Raw genomic sequence first — 20989 nt, forward strand, 5'->3', positions numbered from 1 at the left:
GTCCCTGTGGGAGCGGCCGTGCCCGCGAAGAATCCAACGCGGTGCATGGCACCGGCTGCGCCGGTGTTCGCGGGCACGCCCGCTCCCACAGGGATCGCGCACGCTTTTTAAATTTTGCGCAAGACAGTTGCTCCCACAGCAGATCTGTACTGAAGGGTGTCAGGAACGACAAAATCCATTTCGACCACGCCTTTTTCCCCTTCCCGACCACTCGTCCGCCGGTTCCCGTCTATCTTCACTTAAGGAAACCTGACTGACCGGGTAGATGTGTTCAACATTTGGGAAAGGCGACCTGCCAATGCAAAGCATTGTTCTCCTGCTGTGGCTTGCCTTGTGCTCCGAACAGGATGTGCGTCAACGCCAGATATCCAACCTGCTGACCCTGGGCGTCGCTGCCGGCGCCCTGCTCTGGCTGTTCGCCACCGGACACAGCTGGATCGGCGCCGATGCCAGCGATGCCGGATGGGCGCTGGCCATCGTCATGCTGCTGACCCTGCCCGGCTACATGCTCGGCCGCTTCGGTGCCGACGACGTCAAGCTGATGGGCGCCCTGGCGCTGGCCACCAGCCCGCAATACGTGCTCGGCACGTTCATTGGCGCCGGTGTCAGCGTGGTGGTCTGGCTGCTCACGCGGCGACGCCTGTGGACCCTGCTCAACCCCAAGGTAAAGAAACGATTGCAGGCGCTGACCGAGGAAATGGGCGACAAACAGGCATTTGTACCCTATGTGTTAGCAGGTTTTCTTCTAACTGCGGTATGGATCCAATAATCACCCCAGTGGTCCCATACCTTGTACATGACTTGTACATATCCGCAAAGTACGTCTATTTTTAAGCTGCCAGAGCGTCTGGCCCGGGAGCAGGGCCGCATACGAACAGGGAGTTGCTTGTGTCCAGACCATTCAGTGAAGTGAAACTATTGGTGGTCGATGACCAACCAGTCATCGTCGAACAGTTGTGTGAGTTTCTCGAAGGCCAGGGCTACCACTGCCTGCCAGCCCATTCCACCGACGAGGCCATCCAGCGCTACCTGGCCGACGAGGCCATTGGCTTGATCATCTGCGACCTGCACATGCCTGAGCGTGATGGCATCGAGCTGGTCCGCGCGCTCAAGGAAATTGGCGGGAAACGTATGTTCGAAGCCATCATGCTGACCGGGCGTGCCGATAAGCAGGACGTAATCCGGGCCCTGCGCGAAGGGTTTGCAGACTATTACCAGAAGCCCATGAACCTCGATGAACTGCTGGAGGGTGTGCGCCGCCAGGAACAGGCCCTGCAAGAGCGCCAGCGCAACTTCCGTGACCTGGGCGGGTTGAACCAGCGTTTACAGGAGCTGGCCGACTCGGTGGACGAGCTGTACCAGGACCTGGAAAAAGCCCGTGGCCAAGGGACCCACCGGCGTGCAAGCGATGTGGAAGAGAGCGAAAGCGAGCTGCCGGCGGCCTTCGAGAAGCTGTCGCCACGCCAAATGGAAGTGGCGCGGCTGGTGAGCAAGGGCAAGACCAATTACCAGATCGCCTGTGAACTGGGCATCACCGAAAACACCGTCAAGTTGTATGTATCGCAGGTGCTGCGCCTGACCCACATGCACAACCGCACCCAGCTGGCACTGGCGCTGACGCCCAGCTCATCGCCGGTGCACCTGAGGTTTACTACCCATTGAGGGGTGGCTTCGAGATTGCCGGGGGCTGCTTCGCAGCCCCCTACAGTTGAAAACCCAAACTCAGGGTCAGCCGGGCGCCACGGTCCAGGCTATCCAAAGCCACATCCGCCAAAGGCTTCGCCAGCTCCAGCGCAACGTTGAAGAAACGCCCATCCCCCAACCGTACACCCAGTGCCGCCGAAGCCAGATGGGCATCGTCCACCGGCCCCCGGTTATGCCAGGCCTGCGCCATATCCACTGCAGCATAGGGCTGCACCAGCGCCAGCCCGTAGCCTCGCATGCTGTAGTTCAGCTCGTAAGCCACACCCCAGCCCTTGTCCCCATCCGCTTGGTCTCGCGGATAGCCACGCCCAAAGCTCTGCCCGCCAAAACCCGCCCGTTCGCTGTCGGGTAGCCGGTCATCACTCCAGTACAGCGCGCCCGACACTACGCCCTGCAAACGCGCTGACAGCGGGTTACTTTGCAGCCCCGACAACCTGAACCGCAGAAAGTCCATGTCGTAGTCGGCGTCGCTGCGTGCACCCAGGTAATCCAGCCCCTGATAGACCCCGGCACTGACAATACGCAGGCGGCTGCCTTCCACCTTGCGCCAGTCTCCCTCGAAGGAAAGCGCACGCACGGAGGTGTCATAATCGCGTAGTGAAGCCTGCCCGCCTGGTTGGTCTTCGATATGCTCGCTGACCGCATACAAATGCCCCTGCACGGCCATCCATTCGTTCGGCCTGACAACCACTGGCTGGCGAAGGCCCACCGCATAACGTTCACTGTCGCGCTCGCGGGTAATGTCACGGCCATCGTCCAGGCGAATACGCGTGCCCGGATCACTGCGGTAGCGCGAAGCCGACACCAGCAGTTGGCTGCCCGCAGCGTCCAGGTATTGGCTGTAGTCCAGCCGCTGGTAATGCACCTGGTCATCCCCCGCAGGCACCAGCAGGCTGGCCTTGAACTGTTCGGCAAAACGAGTCTGGGCATTGCTGGTTGCCGTCAGCAGCGCCTGCACATCGTCGCGATTGGAATCCGCCACGGTAACCGCGGCGCTGAAGGGTTTGCGCCGCGCATGCACCGTCAAGCGGGTTGCTCCGTCAGCGTTTTGCGTCTCGGCCAAATCAGCCTCTATCGAAACACCCGGAAGGCGGTTGGCGAGCCCCAGGTAACGCTCCAGTGTTTCCCGGGTCAACGGGCGCTCGGCTTTCAGCTGCACCAGCAATTGCTGCAGATAGTCACTGGCCGGGCCGATATCGCCCTCCACGCGATAATCCCGAATGTAGCCTTCGACCAGCACCACATTGACCCGGCCATCGGCCACATCCTGGGGTGGCAGGTAAGCATAGGAAAGCAGGTAACCCTCCTGCCGGTAGCGCCTGGTCAGGCGCTCGGTGTACTGCTGCAACTCGCCTAGCGTGATGTGGCGCCCGATCAGCGGCTGATAGTGCTCGCGCAAGTCGCTCAAGGGGAGCACCGTTCCGCCCTCGAAACGCACCTTGTGCAACACCATTGGCAAATCCGCAGGCGCCCAGGCCGGGCTATCGGCGCCCGGTCGGGGCATTCGCAGGTTGGGGATGAGGGGCCGATAGGTATCCACCGGCAGGTGAGTGTCGGGCAGGCGCCGTTCGTACTCATGGCTGTCGAGAAACCCTGGCAACGACTCCGCCTGGGCCGCGAACGCCCAAGGCAGCAACAACAGGGGCACGGCCAGAGGACGCATAGGGCGCTCCATGTTCCCATGGGTTGCGGGGCACCAGCCGGTCACACCCGTCACTTGCAAGCGTAGGTGCTGGCCGGGCTGGCGTCGAACACCTACTCGCTGACCTGAAACGCCACCCGCGCCGTCTCGCCGCTTTCATCCAGCGCGCTGAGTTCGGCGTGCCCGGCCTGCGGCAAGCGCACCAGCAGGCTGTCCTGCCCCTGGGTTTCGCCCAATGGCTGGCCATTGAGGAACCACCAGCGCCGCCCGCCACCGCCCAAGGCCGACACATACAGCTGCAACGGTTCGCTGCTGGTAGCCGGTCGACGCAGGTTGTCACCCGGGCGCACGCCGACGATCGACAGCGGCGGCGCGCTGGCCGGCACCTGCGGTGGGCAGGCCGGGTCGATGGCCGGCAGCCGCGCCGCGCGCCGCTCGACGCGGGGTAGCCAAGGCTCCAACGGGGCCGGCCACAAGGCAATGTCGCGGGCTTTGGCACCTGGGCAACTGCCATCTACACGCAGCCCTTGGTCGTTGACCCAAACGCTTTCGCGCAAGCCCAGGCCCAGCGGCTGATCGGCGGCTTGCAGCGTCGGTGGCGTGGTGCCGTCCAGGGTCCAGGCAAAACGCTGGCGCCGGCAGTTGGGGTCCTGTTTGCTCATCGGTTGGCCCAGCGGCCAACAGATCGCCGCCACACCGACATTCGCCGGCACCCGCTCAACCGGTACGCTGATGCCGCGCTGGCTGTCGCGGTTGCTCAGCAGGTCGTGCACCTGCAGCATCAACGGCGCCGCCGAGGCCAGGCCGAACTGCCCGGGCACAGGGGTGCCATCGGGGCGGCCGATCCACACGCCGATCAGGTAACGCGGGCCCACGCCAATCGACCAGGCATCGCGAAAGCCATAGCTGGTGCCTGTCTTCCAGGCCAGTTGCGGGCGCTGTACCAGCTCGGCATGCGGGTCCCGGTCGGGGCGCGCCTGGCCGCTGAGGATGCGCCGGATGATCCACGCCGCCCCCGGCGACAGCAGCCGGCGTTCCAGCAACGGGTCCTGTGGCTGCAAGCGCACCCGCGCACTGTTGCCACCCCGCGCCAGCGCCGCGTAGCCACCCACCAGGTCTTCCAGGCGGCTGCCGGCACCGCCCAGGATCAGCGACAGGTTGGGCTCGGCCAAGGGCGGCAATGCCAGCGGCATGCCCGCCATGCGCAGTTGCGCGGCAAAGCGTTTCGGGCCATAGGCCTCCAGTAACTGCACTGCCGGCAGGTTGAGTGACAGGGCCAGCGCCGCGCTGGCCGACACCGGCCCACTGAAGCCCATGGAGAAGTTGCCGGGGCGGTAGTCGCCATAACGGCGTGGCACATCCTGCAACAACGATTCGGAATGGATCAGGCCATCGTCCAGCGCCATGCCGTACAGGAAGGGCTTGAGGGTGGAGCCGGGCGAGCGAAGCGAGCGCACCATGTCGACATGCCCGAAGCGGCGCTCGTCAGCCAGCTCGATCGAACCCAGATAGGCACGCACCGCCATGGTCTGCGCCTCGACCACGAGGATGGCGGCAGAGGTGCGCTCTGGCAGCCGCGCGCGCCAACCCAGCAGCAAGTCTTCAAGGCGCCGCTGCAACGCTGCATCGAGCGTGGTGCGGATCAGTGGCGGGCTGTCGGCGCTGTTCAGGCGCCGGGCGAGCAAGGGCGCCAAGGCGGGCTCCTGGCGTGGCGCCAGCACCAGCGGCTCTTCGGCGGCCTCGCGTATTTCCTGTGCCGGCCACACCTGGTATTCGGCCAGGCGCTGCAGCACCTTGTCGCGTGCGCGCTGAGCACGCTGCGGGTGGCGATCCGGGCGTAGCCGGCTGGGTGCCTGGGGCAACACCGCCAGCAGCGCGGCCTCGGCCGGGGTCAGGTGCATGGGCGACTTGCCCAGGTACGCCCAGCTGGCTGCAGCCACGCCTTGCAAGGTGCCGCCGAAGGGCGCGCGGTTCAGATAGATTTGCAGGATCTCGCGTTTGGAGAGGTGCCACTCCAGCTGCGCCGTGCGCCACAACTGGCGCAGTTTGCCAGCCAGGGTGCGGTCATGCGGGTCTAGCAGCCGTGCCACCTGCATCGACAGCGTGCTGCCGCCCGACACCACGCGCCCGCCCCGCAGGTTCAGCCAGGCCGCGCGCGCCAGGGCCAACGGGTTGACCCCGGGATGGCGGTAGAACCAGCGGTCCTCGTAGGTCAGCAAGGCTTGCAGGTACAACGGCGACACTTCGTCCGGGCTGACCGGGTAGCGCCACACACCCTCGGCATCGGCAAAGCGCCACAAGGGCGTGCCATCTTCGGCCAGCACGACCCTGGCCAGGTCGTCGCCCGGCAGCGGCAGCGGCCACAGGCGGTCGGCCAGCCAAAACAAGCCGCACAGTACCAGCAGGCCAATCAGCGTGGCGCGCAACAGCCGGCCCGCACGCGCTAAGCTTGGCATCGGGAACCGACCTGGCCAGGTGATGGCCAAAGGCTTGGAAACGGCAACCTCGCCAATTCGTTCATCAGGAAGCAACTATGCATGTAGAAGGTTTTTTCGAGTGGCTGGGCCAGGCACTGGGGTCGGTGATCCGCTTCATCGTCGACGCATTGAGCGGGCTGTTCAACCTGCTGGCCAATGCCGGTGGCAATTTCATCGACGGCCTGGCGCGCACCCTGGGCACGGACACCTCGCTGATCAGCATCCTGGCCTTGATTATCGGCCTGATGCTGCTGTACTCGGCAATCCGCGCGTTCATGCGCGCCTCGATCATCCTCGGGATCATCTGGCTGGTGCTGGGGTTGTGGGTGATGAGCTGGGTTATTCACTGAATTCTGGAGCAGCTTTGCGCGGTCTGTTGTAGGAGCGGCCTTGTGTCGCGATCGGGCCGCGCAGCGGCCCCAGCAATTCGAGCGGCGGAGCTGAAAACCTGGGGCCGCTGCGCGGCCCGATCGCGACACAAGGCCGCTCCTACATTAGACCGCGCCGCTTTAGCGGGCTTTTACGGTCATTTCACCTTGCCCATCACCCACTGCCTGCAGGTTCGGCCGGTACATCGACTCGACCTGCGGCGGCGGCACGCGGTAGGTGCCCGGGGTCACTGCCCGTGCCAGGTACAACAGGTGCGTGGTGCCGTAACCGTCGAGTTTGAGCGCGGCAACGTAACGGTCATCACGGTACTCCTGGTGCACCACGCTGGCGTTCTGCATCGATTCGCGCCACTCCTTCACTGCGCTGCTGGCGTTGTCCAGGCTGGCGGCGCTTTGGGCCAGGTTCTGGTTTTCCAGTTCCAGGCCTGCCGGCAGCAGGTCCACTACCAGCGCATCCGGCACACGGTCTTCAGCCTTGAGCGCCAGGTGCACCAACACCAGGTCGCCACTGCGCAGGTTGTGCAGGTCCAGCGGCTGGCCATTCATGCCCAGGTACTCACGACGAATCTGCATACCGTTACCGCCGGCCGCAGGTGCCTGGCGTGGGTAACCCGACAAGGTCAGTTGCTGGTACAGCGTCTCGCTGCCTTCGTTCTGCACACTCAGCGGCGAGGCCAGTAGCGGACCTTCCAGCTTCATGCCAGCCTCGGCATTGTTGAACTCGCGCACCTCGCCAGCACTGTCCAGGCGTGCCTGCCACTTGGCTTCCGGTTTACCCAACAAGCCACGGCCGGCCAAGAACAACGCATTGCGCTCCTGAGTCGACAACCAGCGGTTGGCCGCCAGCTCATCCGACAAGGCAAAAAGGCGCTGGTCTACCTGGCTGCTGGCCAGGTTGCTCTCCTGCAGCAGCGCCAATATCAGCGCCTGGTCACGCAGGGCGCTGCCATAGTCTGCCATCCAGCCTTTACCGCGGCTGATGCCCAGGCCCGCCTGCAAGGCCTGTTCGCCACGTGGCTTGTCGCCCATCTTGTCCAACGCCACTGCCAGTTGTACCAACGGCAAACCGGAGCGGGCATCGGCACGGCGCTCGAACAGCCCACGCAGCGCACCCAAGGGCGCCTGCTGGCTGCGCGACAGCACCAACGCCGCGTAGGCCTGCACGGCAAAGCGGGTGTGGTCGGCGTTTTCGCTGTAGTCGACCTCGATCAGGTTGCGCTCCTGCAGGTAGCGCAACAGGCGCTCGCTGGCCTTCTTCAGCGCTTCGGCCGGCACGCCATAACCTTGGTCGCGGGCACGCAGGAGGAAGTCGGTGACGTAAGCCGTCAGCCAGTATTCTTCTTCGCTGTCCGAACTCCACAGGCCAAAGCTGCCGTTGTAGCGCTGCATGCCCAGCAGGTGCTCGATACCCATTTCGATCTTGCGCTTGCGCACATCCGCCGGCTCGCCCTTGATGCCCAAGCGCTTGAGGCTGTCGGCATCGGCGTACAGCGACGGATACAAACCGCTGGTGGTCTGCTCCAGGCAACCGTAGGGGTATGCCTCCAGCGCACGGATCTGCTCGGCCAGGTTCAACGGTGGCCGACTCGACAGGGCCAGGCTGGCCTCCAGGCCAGCGGGCTCGAAGGCGGCCAGGTCTGCCTCAGGGAGTGTCCATGGCTGATCCTTCAAGGCCACACGGTAATGCTTGAGCATTGCCGGGTAGGCCGGTCGCACGCCCAGCGTCCACTCACGTTCGAACGCGGTGGTTGGCTCGTTCGGCAACGCCAGGCCGGTGACACGCACCTTCACCTTGCCCTGCCCCAGGCCACCCTGGGCCTGCACCGGGATCATCAGCGTCGAGCGCTGGCCTTCAGCCAGGGCAACGCTCTGCACGGCGCTGGCCGCCAGGCTCAACTGCCCTTCGGTGGTGATTTCAACGTTCAATTGCTGGGCGCGGCCCGACAGGTTGGCCAGGTCCAGCGCCAGGCTGGTGCGGTCGCCGCCGGCCAGGAAACGCGGTGCCGACAGCTCGGCAATCAGCGGTGCGGCGACCACAGTCTTACCTTCGGCCATGCCGAAGTGCTCTTCGGTCCAGGCTTGGGCCATCAGCCGCAGCTCGCCGTTGAAGTCCGGGATATCGACCGTGGCCTGGCCCTCACCCTTGTCGTCCAGGGTCACTGGCAGGCTCTGCTGGGCGACGATGGTGACCGTGGTATTGGGGCGTTTGCCACCCTTGGCCATGGCCGCGTCACCACCGAACGCCAGGCTGGCCAGGCGGCCCTGCCCGGCTTCGATCAACTGGCCGTAGATGTCCAGTTGGTCGGCACCATAGGCCTTGCGCCCGAACAGGCTGGCGAACGGGTCGGGGGTTTTGAAATCGGTGATGTTGAGGATGCCCACGTCAACTGCCGACAACAGCACATGCACCTGCTTGGGCACGCTGCCATCCGCATTGGCGGCCTTCACCTTCACGGTCAGCGGCTGTTTCGGGCGCATCTTGTCCGGTGCCTGCAGGCTTACCGCCAACTTGCGCTCAGCGCGGTCCAGCGGCAGGTGCAGCACGCCGACTGAACGCTTGGGCGTGGCGTTGGCCTTGCGCTCACCCGGGCGGATCACCAGGGCGCTGATGTACAGGTCGTGACGTGCCCAGGCTTTGTCCAGTTGCACATCGAAGGTCTTGCCCTCGGCGGGCACCTCGATTTCCTGCCACCACAACGGGCCATCGCTGGACTCGATCATCAGGTAGCCACTGCCAGCGGCAGGTGGGGTAACGGTGACCTTGGCCGTGGCGCCGTCGGCGTAGGAAGGTTTGTCCAGTGCCAGCTTGACCTGGTCCGGGCGCACCGCACCGCCTTCGGCGTTGTCCTGAGCGCGGTAGCCAGCCCAGAAGCGCTCGCTGGACACCAGGCCGGTTTGCGGGTCTTCCACCTCGACGCGGTACGGGCCCCATTCAACCTGGAAGCTCAGCTTGGCGGTGGAGCCCGCCTTGACGCTGATTGTCTCTTCGCTCTGGGTCAGGAATTTCTCGTTGTAGGCGTAGCTCCAGCCGTCGCTCTGCGAGTAGTTCCAGTAGTAGTCGCGGCGCTCGCGAATCAACCGCACCTTGAGGTCGTTGGCCGCCAGCTTGGTGCCCTCGCGGTCGGCTACCAGGAATTCGAATTCCACCGGCCCATCGCTATCGGTTTCCTCACCCTCGAACAGGCCACGCAGGCCCGGCAGGCGCTCGGCTGGCCAGATCGGTTGCTCCAGACGCCGGGTAATCGGTCGGCCACCGGATTCCTGCAGGCTAGCCTGTACGGTCAGTTGCAGCGGCGAGCGGGCTTCGGCCCAGCGGCTTTCGATGTCGACCACCGCCTTGCCGGCCTGATCGAGGGTAACTTCGTCCAGCTCCAGGTCCTGGTTCAACTCGGTTTCGGTGACCGAGCCGAACTGGTAGCCAGGCAGCGAAGGCACCGCCTCGCGAAGGGGGCGCACATAGGCCTGGCCACTGAGACGATTACCGGCAGCCGGGGCGCCATAGAGGTAACGGCCATTGACCTGGATGCGCGCATTCTCATCGGGCGACAGCGGCGTGCTGCTGCCCTTCAGCTCCAGCGCCAGGCGCTCGGGCAGGAAGTCTTCAACCAGGAATTCATAGACCTGCTTGCGCCCGCCGCCCAGGTCAAGCAGCAGTTGCCAACGGCCAGTCGGGGCTTCGGTGGCCAGCTGCAATTGGTACTGGTACAGGCCATTGCTATCGGCTTCCCAGACGAACTTGCGGCTCACCTGTTCATCCGGGCGACGCACTTCCACGCTCACCGGCTGGGCTTTGACGGGCTTGCCGTCCTGGTCGCGCAGCAGCCCGTTGAGCAACACGGTTTCGCCCGGGCGGTACAGGTCACGCGGGCCGAAGATGAAAAACTGCAGCGGGTTGGCCTGGGGCCCGGTGATGTCGAATTCAGCCAGGTCCAGGGCGGCGGTGTTCAGGCGCAGCAGGGTGGTGTGCACACCTTGGGTGGCGATCAGGGTATCGGCCTTGGGCGTGATCGGCAGCTGAGCGTGGCCCTTGCCATCGGTGCTGGCCTGGGCCAGCAGCTTGCCCTTCTCGTCATGGATTTCGAGGTTGACGCCGTTCAGCGCCTTGCCGCCTTCAAGCGCCTGCGCGAACACGTCAAGGCGGTCACGGTAACGGTGCGCCGACACACCGATGTCGCTGAGGGTGAACAGGGTCGCAGGCTGCGAGTAGTCGTAGGTGCCTGAGGCGCGCATCACCGCCAGGTACACGCCCGGGTCTTGCAGCGGCTTGATGCCGGCGATGGGCAGCAGCACGGTTTCGCGGGTGTTGCGGGCGGGGTTGAGGTCGAAGCGGCCACTGTAGACCAGCTCGGCCATGTCCAGCGTTTCCTTGGACTGGTAATAGTACAAGCTGCTGTTACGCCCCCAGCTGGCCAGGAAGCTTGAGAGCATGTCCGGCTTGACGCGGAAGAATTCGACATCGACTTTGTCGACGTTCAGGGCAATCACCGGCAGGCCTTCGGCCAGGCGCGTGGGCAGCAACGAACCGCGGCTGGCAAAGCCGATGGTCGGCTGCATGTCGCGGGTTTCAAGGCGGGTGATCGACTCGCTGTCCAGTTGCTTGCCGTTGACCGCGAGCAGGCCTTTGTCGACGGTCAGCACCAGCTTGCGCTGCGGCTCCAGGTGGCGCAGGCGCAGCTCCATCTGGTTGTCGGAGAGTTCCCAGGCGCCGTCGAGCTTACCCTTTACGGTGTCGACCAGGTGCACCTTGGTGGCGAAGTCCTGCTTGGCATCCAGCGGTGCCGAGAAGCTGATCGACAGCGTTGCCGCGCCATCGAGTTGCACCTCCGAAACATCCAGCACCGTCAGCTCGCGGCCCTCGTAGCGCTTGGCGAGCACAGTCGGGTCTTCGCGCTTGGGCGCGGGGGCTTCGGCGGGCGCGGTGGCCACGGGTTTCTCGGCCGGCGCCGGGTTGTCCGGCGTGGAAGAGTCACAGGCACTGAGCAAAGCCAGCGCGCAGGCCAGCAACAATCCTTTGTTGAACATGGAGTAGGAACTCTTCGGCAGCGGGTACTTGAGGGCAGCAACTATAGCTGGCTGAGACCATGTTCGCGCGATTTGGTTGCCTGGCCGTTACACTGTGCCATTCGTTAAAGGGGCCGCTTCGCGCCCCTTCGCGGGCTTGCCCGCTCCCACAGGTTCGGCGACGGCCGAAAGAGCAACATTCTCCTGTGGGAGCGGGCAAGCCCGCGAAGGGGCGCGAAGCGGCCCCAGGGTCCCATGGAATGCAAATGTCCCAACTCTCCACCGACTGGCGCCACCGCCCCACCCATCACAAGGTCTGGGCGCTGGCCGCGCCGATGATCCTGTCCAATATCTCCGTTCCCCTGGTGGCCCTGGTCGACAGCACGGTCATCGGCCACCTCCCCCACGCCCACCAGTTGGGTGCCGTGGCCGTGGGCGCCACGCTGTTCACCTTCATGGTCGGCCTGATGGGCTTTCTGCGCATGGGCTCCACTGGCTTCGCCGCTCAGGCTGCCGGCCGTGGCGATGGCGCGGCATTGCGCCAGGTGCTGGTGCAAGGACTGCTGCTGGCAGTTGGCTTCGCCTTGCTCATCGGCCTGCTGGCCATTCCGCTCAGCCAACTGGCGCTGGACGCGATGCACCCCAGTGCCGCTCTGCAGCAATCCACCGAAGACTTCTTCCATACCCGCCTGCTCGGGCTGCCTGCGGCATTGGCCAGTTACGCGCTGGTCGGCTGGTTCCTCGGCACACAAAACGCCCGGGCGCCACTGGCGATCCTGCTGACCACCAACCTGCTGAACATCGTATTGAACCTGTGGTTCGTCCTGGGACTGGATTGGGGGGTGCTGGGTTCGGCACGGGCGTCGGTGATTGCCGAATGGAGTGCCGCCCTGCTAGGCCTGGCCCTCACCCGCCCAGCCCTGCGTGTCTACCCGGGGCAGGTCGTGTGGGCTGCGCTCAAGCGTTGGCAGGCCTGGCGGCCGCTGCTGGCGGTTAACCGCGATATTTTCCTGCGCAGCCTGGCGCTGCAATTGGTCTTCCTGCTGATCACCGTGCAAGGCGCACGCCTGGGTGAAGCCACTGTGGCGGCCAACGCCCTGCTGCTCAATGGCCTGCTGCTGACAGCCTATGCGCTGGATGGACTGGCGCATGCGGTGGAGGCCCTGTGCGGCCACGCCATTGGTGCCCGCGACCGCGAAACCCTGCGCCGCTCGCTGGTGGTGGCCTGTGGCTGGTCGCTGATCACCAGCGTGGGTTTTGCCGGGTTGTTCCTGCTCGGTGGGCATCTGTTTATCGACTTGCAGACCGACATCGACAGTGTGCGAGCGGCGGCCTACCCGTATCTGCCGTACCTGGCGTTGCTGCCGTTGATTGCGGTGTGGAGCTACTTGCTGGATGGGTTGTTCATCGGTGCGACGCGAGCGCGGGAGATGCGCAATGCGATGCTGGTGTCAGTGCTGATTGCACTTCCGGTGGCGGTGGGCATGAGCGGGCTCGGCAACCATGGGTTGTGGTTGGCGTTTCTCGGGTTCATGGGGTTGCGGGCGGTGACGCTGGGGTGGGTGGGGTGGCGGTTGCAGCAAAAAGGGCTTTGGCTTCAGTGACGCGGGGGCCGCTCCCACACAAGGCTGCCAAGCCTTTTGCAGGAGCGGCCCCGTCGATTACGACGAGAGGTACGAAGACCGGGTCAGCCCAAGGCGCAAGGCATCCAGGTACTGGGTGCGCTCACGCGCTGTGATCTTGGCGCTGGCCACCTTGTCGCGGTAGTGGGTCATCAACTCCTCCGGCGACAGGTGCACGTAGCGCAGCATGTCTTCGATGGTGTCGTGGGTCTCGATACCGGCGTGGTACACGCTGCCATCGGCATTCTGGTAGATGTTCACCGAGTCGGTGTCACCGAACAGGTTGTGCATGTCGCCCAGAATTTCCTGGTAGGCACCGACCAGGAACACGCCCAGCAGGTAGTCCTCGCCGTCCTTCAGCGCATGCACCGGCATGCTGGTCTCGATGCTCTGCTCGTCGACGTACTGGTTGATCTTACCGTCGGAGTCGCAGGTCAGGTCCTGCAGTACCGCGCGGCGCAGCGGCTCTTCGTCCAGGCGGTGCAGCGGAATGATCGGCAGCACCTGGCCAATGGCCCAGGTGTCCGGCAGGCTCTGGAACACCGAGAAGTTACAGATGTACTTGTCGGCCAGCTTGTCGTTCAGCTCGTCTAGCACCTGGCGGTGCGAGCGCTGACGGGCTTTCAGCGAGTTGTGCAGGCGGCGGCACACGGCAAAGTAGCACTGTTCGGCCAAGGCCTTTTCGCTCAGGCTGATCTTGCCATCGGCGTACTGCGCGGCCACGTCACCCATGTAGTGGGTGGCGCGCCAGTAGGTCTCGGTCACCATCTCGATGTCGGTCGGGCCAAGCAGGTCGGCCAGCCACTGTACGGTCTGGGGCAGGGCTTCCTTGTTCTCGATGGTCGGTACGTCGTCGTTGTGCTTCTCGACGTCGGTGACCTGGATCACCAGCATGGCGTGGTGCGCGGTCAGCGAGCGGCCACTCTCGGAGAAGATGTGCGGGTGCGGCAGGCCCTGCGCGTCGCAGAACTCCTTGAGCATGCCCACCACCACGCCGGCATAGTCGTCCATGTCGTAGTTGATCGAGCTGGCATTGCGCGAGTGGGTGCCGTCGTAGTCCACGCCCAGGCCACCGCCAACGTCGATATGGTCGACCGGCAGGCCCAGCGCACGCAGTTCGCCGTAGTAACGGATGGCTTCTTTGAAACCGTGCTGGTAGTCGGCCAGGTTGGCGATCTGCGAGCCCATGTGGAAGTGCAGCAGGCGGATGCCCTGATCCAGGCCGGCATCGCGGAAGCGCTGCACCACCGAGATCAACTGGGCAGCAGACAACCCGAACTTGGACTTCTCGCCACCGGTATCGGCCCACTTGCTGGAGGCCAGCGACGACAGACGCACGCGCAGGCCGACCTGCGGTTTCACCTTGAGCTCGGCGGCCTCGTCGATCACCAGAGCCACTTCCGACTCTTTCTCGATGACGATGAACACGTTGTGGCCAAGCTTCTGGCCCATCAGCGCCAGGCGAATGAACTCACGGTCTTTGTAGCCGTTGCAGACGATGGTACCGCCCTTCGGCGCCAGCGCCAGCACTGCCAGCAGCTCGGGTTTGGAGCCGGCCTCCAGGCCGATGGAAACGTTTTGCGTGGCGATGATGTTTTCCACCACCGCTTCCTGCTGGTTGACCTTGATCGGGTACAGCGCGGTGTACTGGCTCTGGTACTCCAGGCGCGCGATGTTGGCATCGAACGCGCCGGTCAGCTGGCGTACGCGGTCCTGCAGAATGTCGGGGAAGCGCACCAGCAAGGGCAGCGACAGGCCGCTCTGGCGCAGTTCGTCAACCTGTTCGTACAGGTCGATCGGCGCGCTGTCGGGGCCGTTGGGGCGCACTTCGACGCGCCCGGCTTCATTGATGGCGAAATAACCAGCGCCCCAATGGCGGATGCCATAAACACTGCGGCTGTCGGCCACGGTCCATTGGCTACCATCGTCTTTGCGTGTGCGTCGTACGGACATTCAAGTCCCCTATAGATAAGTCGAAGACACTGCCCCGCAGGCAGCGGAACGAGTGTAAAAGCTGAAAGTGACGATTCATCCGTGCTCAGGCATAGACCCTGACCACTGGAACGAGTTTAGAAAGCGCTGGGCAAAAAATCGCGCGGTGGCCTCAGCCGCCGGACTTTTTCGCCTTGAAACCCTGTTTGCTCAGCTCGCCGATCAACAGCTCGACATGGTCGCCCTGGATCTCGATAACCCCGTCCTTCAGGGCACCGCCGGTACCGCAGCGGCGCTTGAGCGTGGTCGCTAGCTCTTTGAGCTGGTCGGGCGGCAGCGGCACACCGGTGACGGTGGTCACAGTCTTGCCGCCACGGCCCTTGCTCTCACGGCGCACGCGGGCAATGCCGTCGCCTTCGGGGATGATTTGCTGCTTGCAGATGCAGGCATCCGCCGGCTGGCCACAGTCGGGGCAGTGCCGACCGGCGTCGGTGGAGTAAACGAGACCGCCAAGGGCGGAAAAGGAAGAAGCTTTCTTGGCCACTTTTGTTCCTCTGTGCTGAGGACAAAAACTGGTCGTGCCTTGGGGTTGAGGCCGACCGCGAAGCCCCACTCTGGCAGGGGCGGCGCTACTGCCGCAAGATCTTGCGACAGCCCGAAAAGGGCGCGCAGTGTAACGATAAATCCGGCTGTTGCTAAGTACAGGATTGCGGCATTTTGCGAATGTTTTGCGACTATCCGGGAACTGGGACCGCTTTGCGGTCCCCAGCGTCATCCCAGGCTAGCCTTGTAGCGCTGCAATGCCGCCAACGAGTCCGGGCAGTAAGGCTTGCTCAGACTTTCCTGCTCAGCCTGCTCCAGACCAATGAACCGAGCCTCAATCACCTCTTCTGGCTGCAACCGCAGCGGCGCATCCGACACCGCCGAATACACCGCACACCACAACCGGTTGTTCGGCTGGTCAAAATAGAACCGCTCATGAAAGCGTAACTCAGCCCCTTCGATCCCCAGCTCCTCGGCCAGTTCACGCGCCGCCGATTCGGCATACCCCTCGCCGGCCGTCACCATGCCCCCCGCTGCAACATCCCAGTACCCTGGGTAAAGCGCCTTGCTCAGGGTCCGCCGATGCACACACAACTCACCGGCACTGTTGAACAGCAGAATGAATGTGCAACGGCCGATCAAGCCGCGCTCACGCAACTCGGCACGGGGCAATGCCCCCAACACCTGGTCGGCCTCGTCCACCCAGCTGACCAGTTCGCGGTCGGAAGCCGCCCGGTGGGCGGCCTCGTTTGGGCTGATGGCCATTATCAACCCTGCGACAGCAGCTGACGCAGGTCGATCACCGCGGCGTTGGCCCGGGAAATGTAGTTGGCCATGACCAGCGAGTGGTTGGCCCACATGCCGAAGCCACTGCCGTTGAGTACCATCGGGCTCCACAGCGGCTCTTGCGAGGCTTCCAGCTCACGGATGATCTGGCGCACGCTGACGGTGGCATTCTTCTTCGCCAGCACATCGGCAAAGTCCACCTCGATGGCGCGCAGCAGGTGCGACAGCGCCCAGGCCTGGCCACGGGCTTCGTAGAACACGTTGTCGATCTGCAGCCATGGCGTTTCGACCAGCTCTTCGTCCAGCTGCGGCGCCTGGCCGGCGACCACCGACTCGGTCTTCAGGGTGCTGTTGAGCTTGACCCGGCCAACGCTGGCCGACAAGCGCTGCGACAGCGAGCCGAGACGCGTGGCGACGTCACCCAACCAGTTGTTCAGGTTGTCGGCACGGGTATAGAAGATCGCGCCCTTGTCGCCGGCTGCCAGGCGGGTCTGGTAGCGGTTCAGCGACTTGATGCCCTCTTCGAACTCCGATTCGCTCGATGGCAAGATCCAGCTCTTGTTGTCGAAGTTGAAGCGCGGTTCGGCCTTGGCCAGGTCGGCGTCCTCAGTGGACTGCGACTGCGAACGCGCGAAGTCCTTGCGCAAGGCGCGGGACAGGTCGCGTACCTGGACCAGCACGCCGTATTCCCAGCTCGGCATGTTGTCCATCCACAGGCCTGGCGGGAAGCGGTCGTTGGAGATGTAGCCGCCTGGCTTGTTCAGCAAGGTGCCGGCCACGGTCTTGAGGGTTTCGATGGTGGTGTAGCCCACCACCATCTGCTGGCCACCGCGCTCAGCGGCAGCCTGGGCATTCTGCTGCACCGGGAACAGCTCCGGCTCCTGGCTCCAGTACCAGCCCAGGCCGATGCACACCAGCAGGTACAACCCGATCAGGGTCCCCAGGGCACGGCTCCAAAGGCCGCCAAGGTAGCTACGGGCGGCAGCGCCGCGGCCGTCGACACGCTCACGGGGCTCGGCTTTGGCCTCGCGGTTTTTCCAGTCCAGCATGGCTTTGTCCTTAATCAGTCACGACGGTTCAGGGGCTTTGACCACAGGCCTGCGCCAGGGTGCCACGGCAAGCCCGCGTGGCAGCACTATAAAGCAGACACCACCGTACGCATAAGCGACCAATCAGTCAGTAACTGAATATTCGTTCTGCAGGCTTTGTTGATACAGGGCAGTCACGTATTTGAAAAGAGCTGCTAGCATAGAGCCATCATTGCCCCTGCATATCCCAACCTATAAGTAGCCAGGACATGAGCCAAGCAGTCGAGCCGCGCCCGCAGTGCCCCGCCCAACAGCTGACGCGTACCGGCCTGCGCAAGGACGACCCGCTCAACCAGCTGCTGCTGCCACCCCTGCGCAAGCCGGTGTACATCCTGCTGCAGGATCATGAGCGTGCCCAGCGCCTGGCCCAGCAACTGGAGTTCTTTGGCCTGGTGGTGCAAGCACTGCCCGGTGCTGCGGCGTTTCTCGCCTCGATCAGCGAATACCCGCCCTCGGCCATCATCATGGATGTCGACTTCACCGGTGCCGGCCAAGGCCTGCTGTTGGCTGCCCAGGTGCAGCAGGGGCTGGCGCAATCGATTCCGCTGCTGTTCTTCAGCCACCACGAAGCCGACACCCCGACCCGCCTTGCTGCGGTGCGCGCCGGTGGCCAGGACTTTCTCACCGGCAGCCTGGAGGCTTCCAGCCTGCTGGAAAAGGTCGAACTGCTGACCAACGCTACCCCGCATGACCCCCTGCGCGTGCTGATCATCGACGACTCGCGCACCCAGGCCCTGCACACCGAACGCGTGCTGGCCAGCGCCGGCATGGTCACCCGTTGCCTGACCGACCCGATCCGCACCATGGCCGAGCTTGCCGACTTTCAGCCCGACCTGATCATCCTCGACCTGTACATGCCTGCCTGCACCGGCCCGGAACTGGCCAAAGTGATCCGCCACAGCGACCGCTATGTAAGCGTGCCGATCATCTACCTGTCTGCCGAGGACGACCTGGACAAGCAGCTGGATGCCATGAGCGAAGGGGGTGATGATTTTCTGACCAAGCCGTTTCGCTCACGCCACCTGATCACCACCGTGCGCAACCGTGCCGCCCGGGCCCGGCACCTGAAGGCGCGCATGGTGCGCGACAGCCTGACCGGGCTGTACAACCACACCCACATCCTGCAACTGCTGGAAGACTGCAGCTTCCGCGCCCGCCGCGAGCAGCAGCCGTTGAGCTTTGCCATGCTCGACATCGACCATTTCAAGAAGATCAACGACCGCCACGGCCACCCCATGGGCGACCGTGTGATCAAGAGCCTGGCGCTGTTCCTCAAGCAGCGCTTGCGCAAGACCGATTTCATTGGCCGTTATGGCGGTGAAGAGTTCGCCATTGTCATGCCCAATACTGCGCTGGACGCTGCACACAAGGTGCTGGACGAGATACGTCGGCGCTTTGCCGAGATCCTCTACCCCGCACAACCACGGGATTTGCAGTGCACCTTCAGTGCCGGCGTGGTGCAACTGGATGAGGTGCTGGATGCACTGACCATGGCCAGTGCGGCGGACGAGGCGCTGTACCGGGCCAAGCATGCCGGGCGGAACTGCGTAGTACGCGTAGAGCCTTAAGGCTGGCACAGGCAAAACCGATACAGGCACTGTGCCACTTTTTTCTGACGCCAAGCCCCTGTCGTCATCACCACGTCACAAAATCGCAATAACTTCAGCCGCCTCTCCCCTGCGCAGGAAGTTCGCAGCTATGCGCCTGAAGTGGCTGACCAATTTCAACACCCTGTTGCTGGTGACGGTGTGCCTCGCCCTGGGCGCCACCCTGTGGTGGTCGCAGCGTGCCCTGGAGCGCCCCTACCAGATGATGGAACGTTACCTGGGCCTGTCCCAGCAGTTCCAGAACCAGGCAGCACGTAACATTCAGGCCTACCTGGGCAGCGGCGATGCCCTGCGCCATGCCGCCGCCATGGAGGCCAACCAGCAGCTGCAGGCCTCCCTGACCGAGTGGCCCACCGAACTGGCCGGCAAACTGCGCCCCAGCCTCGACAGCCTGCAGGCCTTCACCGCCAACGAGCTGCTGGCCGCCGGTAAACTGGCCGGTGATCCGCAAGCCCTGCTGCTGCAGGCCGAGCGGGAACTGGGGGCCAACTTCGAACAACTGGCCGCCTACGCCCGTGACAGCGGCAGCGCCGATGCCAACGGCTACCTGTTGCCATTGCTCGACGCCACTGTGCACCTGAGCCGCCTTTCGCTGGCTCGGGACAAGCTGGTCAGCAGCGGCCGCCCGGAGCTGGCCGATGAAGTAGAGCGTGAACTGCAACTGATCCGCACCCAGGCGCAAGCCATCGACAGCCTGCCGTTGCTGGGCGTGACCCGTGCAGCCGAATCCGGTGCCGACGACTTCGCCGCCATGATGGGCCTGGAAACCCAGGCCAGCGCCCAGCAGGAAGACATTGCCGTGGGCCTGAAACGTGAATTGCAGAGCCTGCTCGGCCGCTACCCGGCCGAACTGCAACGCACCCGCGAACAGATCGAACGCCGCGCCGCCTTGGCCGCCAGCACCAATCAACGCCTGGAAGCCGTGCAGCTAGCCATCGCAGCGTTGGAGCCCGAAGTACGTAGCCAGCATGCGAAAATTGCCGCCGAGGTGCGTATCATCCAGGGCCTGATGATCGCCCTGATCCTGCTGATCGCCCTGCTGATCGATACCCTGCAACGGCGCCTGGCACGCACCCTGACCGGCCTGGCCCCGGCCCTGTCGCGCTGGGCCGAGGGCGACTTCGCCCAGGCCATCGCCCTGGGCAAGACCAACCGCGAACTGCACGATATCCAGGAATCGCTCAACCGCCTGCGCCAGTACCTGGTAGAGCTGGTAGGTACCATCCGCCACAACGCCGAGCAGGTAGCTGGCAGCAGTAACGCCCTGGCCGGCATGAGCGCCGCCCTGCACGACGGCGCCGAGCGCCAGGCGGGCGACACCGGGCAGATACGTGATGCCTTGGGCGAACTGGAAGCGACCATTCAGCAAGTGGCGGGGGATGCCAGCGCCGCCGCCGATGCCAGCCGCAACGCCGGGCGCGCAGTGGAGCAAGGCCAGGCAGTGATTGGCCAGAGCCTGTCAGGCTTGCGCGAGCTGGTCGATGAAGTGCAAGGCAATGCCCGCATGATCGAGCAATTGGCGGAAGAGTCGGCGACCATTGGCGGCGTGTTGACGGTGATCCGCTCGATTGCCGAGCAGACCAACCTGCTGGCGCTGAACGCCGCGATCGAAGCGGCCCGTGCGGGTGAGATGGGCCGGGGGTTTGCCGTGGTGGCCGATGAAGTGCGATCGCTGGCGCAGCGCACCACGGGGGCTACCGGCGAGATCCAGGCACTGATCGACCGCCTGCAGCAAGCGGCGAAAGGTTCGGTGGCGGGGATGCGTGCGCAGCTTGAGCATGCCGAGGCCACGGCCAACCAGGCCCAGGCGGCAGATGGGGCGCTGGATGAGATTGTCTTTGCCATACGGACCATTTCCGACACAGCGGTGCGCATTGCCGATGTCACCGCGCAGCAGAGTGGCGCGGTGAGTGAAATTCGTGACCACAGTGAGCGGATTCACGAGCTGGGCGAAGACAACCTGCAGCGCATTGGCGAGGGGCGTGAGCAAGGGGAGCAGTTGCTGAGCCTGGGCGATGAGCTGAACCGGGCGGTGCGGGCATTCAGGGTTTGATCCGCAGGTGTTCGCCATGACAGGTTCAGCGCCTGGAAGATCGAGCGCCGCGCGGGCGGCGCTCGATCTCCTAGGCAATAAAGATGTCATGGCAAGCACTGCTGGCCCAACCCCCCACCAACTCCGCTATCATGCCCGGCACGTT

13 protein-coding genes are annotated in these 20989 nt (G+C 64.3%); 6 read left to right on the forward strand and 7 right to left on the reverse strand.

Features of this window, described 5'->3' with window-relative positions:
- Positions 1 to 298: 298 nt before the first annotated feature.
- Both P0Y58_26940 and P0Y58_26945 read left to right on the forward strand, forming a co-directional pair.
- Entirely contained in the window at positions 299 to 769 is a 471-nt protein-coding gene (locus tag P0Y58_26940) for an A24 family peptidase (GenBank protein WEK30475.1), read from the forward strand.
- Positions 770 to 888: 119 nt separating this feature from the next.
- Positions 889 to 1662, forward strand: a complete 774-nt coding sequence (locus P0Y58_26945; protein WEK30476.1) for a response regulator transcription factor — start codon at positions 889 to 891, stop codon at positions 1660 to 1662.
- Between the two features lie 40 nt (positions 1663 to 1702).
- On the opposite strand, the gene P0Y58_26950 is transcribed toward P0Y58_26945, so the two are convergent.
- Positions 1703 to 3367 carry a POTRA domain-containing protein gene (locus P0Y58_26950; protein WEK30477.1) on the reverse strand — a complete coding sequence of 555 codons (1665 nt, stop codon included), beginning with the start codon at positions 3365 to 3367 and terminating at the stop codon, positions 1703 to 1705.
- 92 nt (positions 3368 to 3459) lie between these two features.
- A complete protein-coding gene (gene pbpC / locus P0Y58_26955; protein ID WEK30478.1) occupies positions 3460 to 5802 on the reverse strand; it encodes a peptidoglycan glycosyltransferase PbpC in 2343 nt (780 codons plus the stop codon).
- A gap of 77 nt (positions 5803 to 5879) precedes the next feature.
- Between pbpC and P0Y58_26960 the strand changes: the two genes are divergently transcribed.
- Complete coding sequence (locus tag P0Y58_26960; protein ID WEK30479.1) at positions 5880 to 6173, forward strand: hypothetical protein; 294 nt, start codon at positions 5880 to 5882, stop codon at positions 6171 to 6173.
- A gap of 159 nt (positions 6174 to 6332) precedes the next feature.
- Here P0Y58_26960 and P0Y58_26965 read toward each other — a convergent pair whose 3' ends face one another.
- Positions 6333 to 11234: an alpha-2-macroglobulin gene (locus P0Y58_26965; GenBank protein WEK30480.1), complete on the reverse strand. Its 4902-nt coding sequence runs from the start codon at positions 11232 to 11234 to the stop codon at positions 6333 to 6335.
- A 245-nt stretch (positions 11235 to 11479) separates the two neighbouring features.
- Here P0Y58_26965 and P0Y58_26970 point away from each other — a divergent pair, with 245 nt between their 5' ends.
- Positions 11480 to 12817, forward strand: coding sequence for an MATE family efflux transporter (locus tag P0Y58_26970; GenBank protein ID WEK30481.1), 1338 nt, complete (start codon positions 11480 to 11482; stop codon positions 12815 to 12817).
- A 57-nt stretch (positions 12818 to 12874) separates the two neighbouring features.
- Here P0Y58_26970 and speA read toward each other — a convergent pair whose 3' ends face one another.
- The 4 genes from speA to P0Y58_26990 all read right to left on the reverse strand — a co-directional run bounded on the left by speA (position 12875) and on the right by P0Y58_26990 (position 17145).
- A complete protein-coding gene (gene speA, locus P0Y58_26975) occupies positions 12875 to 14788 on the reverse strand; it encodes an arginine decarboxylase (protein WEK30482.1) in 1914 nt (637 codons plus the stop codon).
- A 151-nt stretch (positions 14789 to 14939) separates the two neighbouring features.
- On the reverse strand, positions 14940 to 15311 hold the full coding sequence (locus tag P0Y58_26980; protein ID WEK30483.1) for a translation initiation factor Sui1: 372 nt from the start codon (positions 15309 to 15311) through the stop codon (positions 14940 to 14942).
- 227 nt (positions 15312 to 15538) lie between these two features.
- The gene (locus P0Y58_26985; protein WEK30484.1) at positions 15539 to 16075 is read right to left on the reverse strand and encodes an NUDIX hydrolase; all 537 of its coding nucleotides are present in this window, start codon (positions 16073 to 16075) and stop codon (positions 15539 to 15541) included.
- Between the two features lie 2 nt (positions 16076 to 16077).
- Positions 16078 to 17145 (reverse strand): DUF2333 family protein, encoded by a 1068-nt coding sequence (locus P0Y58_26990; GenBank protein ID WEK30485.1) that lies wholly within the window; start codon positions 17143 to 17145, stop codon positions 16078 to 16080.
- Between the two features lie 248 nt (positions 17146 to 17393).
- Here P0Y58_26990 and P0Y58_26995 point away from each other — a divergent pair, with 248 nt between their 5' ends.
- Entirely contained in the window at positions 17394 to 18752 is a 1359-nt protein-coding gene (locus P0Y58_26995; protein ID WEK30486.1) for a diguanylate cyclase, read from the forward strand.
- A 130-nt stretch (positions 18753 to 18882) separates the two neighbouring features.
- Positions 18883 to 20844: a methyl-accepting chemotaxis protein gene (locus tag P0Y58_27000; protein ID WEK30487.1), complete on the forward strand. Its 1962-nt coding sequence runs from the start codon at positions 18883 to 18885 to the stop codon at positions 20842 to 20844.
- Positions 20845 to 20989: the final 145 nt, after the last annotated feature.

The sequence above is a fragment of the Candidatus Pseudomonas phytovorans genome (assembly GCA_029202525.1).
Classification (GTDB): Bacteria; Pseudomonadota; Gammaproteobacteria; order Pseudomonadales; family Pseudomonadaceae; genus Aquipseudomonas; species Aquipseudomonas phytovorans.

What these genes read in the sequence shown, in the direction of transcription:
- P0Y58_26940 (WEK30475.1), top strand. Translation starts at nt 299, where the DNA reads ATGCAAAGCATTGTTCTCCTGCTGTGGCTTGCCTTGTGCTCCGAACAG.
- P0Y58_26950 (WEK30477.1), bottom strand. Translation starts at nt 3,367, where the DNA reads ATGCGTCCTCTGGCCGTGCCCCTGTTGTTGCTGCCTTGGGCGTTCGCG.
- pbpC (WEK30478.1), bottom strand. Translation starts at nt 5,802, where the DNA reads ATGCCAAGCTTAGCGCGTGCGGGCCGGCTGTTGCGCGCCACGCTGATT.
- P0Y58_26960 (WEK30479.1), top strand. Translation starts at nt 5,880, where the DNA reads ATGCATGTAGAAGGTTTTTTCGAGTGGCTGGGCCAGGCACTGGGGTCG.
- P0Y58_26965 (WEK30480.1), bottom strand. Translation starts at nt 11,234, where the DNA reads ATGTTCAACAAAGGATTGTTGCTGGCCTGCGCGCTGGCTTTGCTCAGT.
- P0Y58_26970 (WEK30481.1), top strand. Translation starts at nt 11,480, where the DNA reads ATGTCCCAACTCTCCACCGACTGGCGCCACCGCCCCACCCATCACAAG.
- speA (WEK30482.1), bottom strand. Translation starts at nt 14,788, where the DNA reads ATGTCCGTACGACGCACACGCAAAGACGATGGTAGCCAATGGACCGTG.
- P0Y58_26985 (WEK30484.1), bottom strand. Translation starts at nt 16,075, where the DNA reads ATGGCCATCAGCCCAAACGAGGCCGCCCACCGGGCGGCTTCCGACCGC.
- P0Y58_26990 (WEK30485.1), bottom strand. Translation starts at nt 17,145, where the DNA reads ATGCTGGACTGGAAAAACCGCGAGGCCAAAGCCGAGCCCCGTGAGCGT.
- P0Y58_26995 (WEK30486.1), top strand. Translation starts at nt 17,394, where the DNA reads ATGAGCCAAGCAGTCGAGCCGCGCCCGCAGTGCCCCGCCCAACAGCTG.
- P0Y58_27000 (WEK30487.1), top strand. Translation starts at nt 18,883, where the DNA reads ATGCGCCTGAAGTGGCTGACCAATTTCAACACCCTGTTGCTGGTGACG.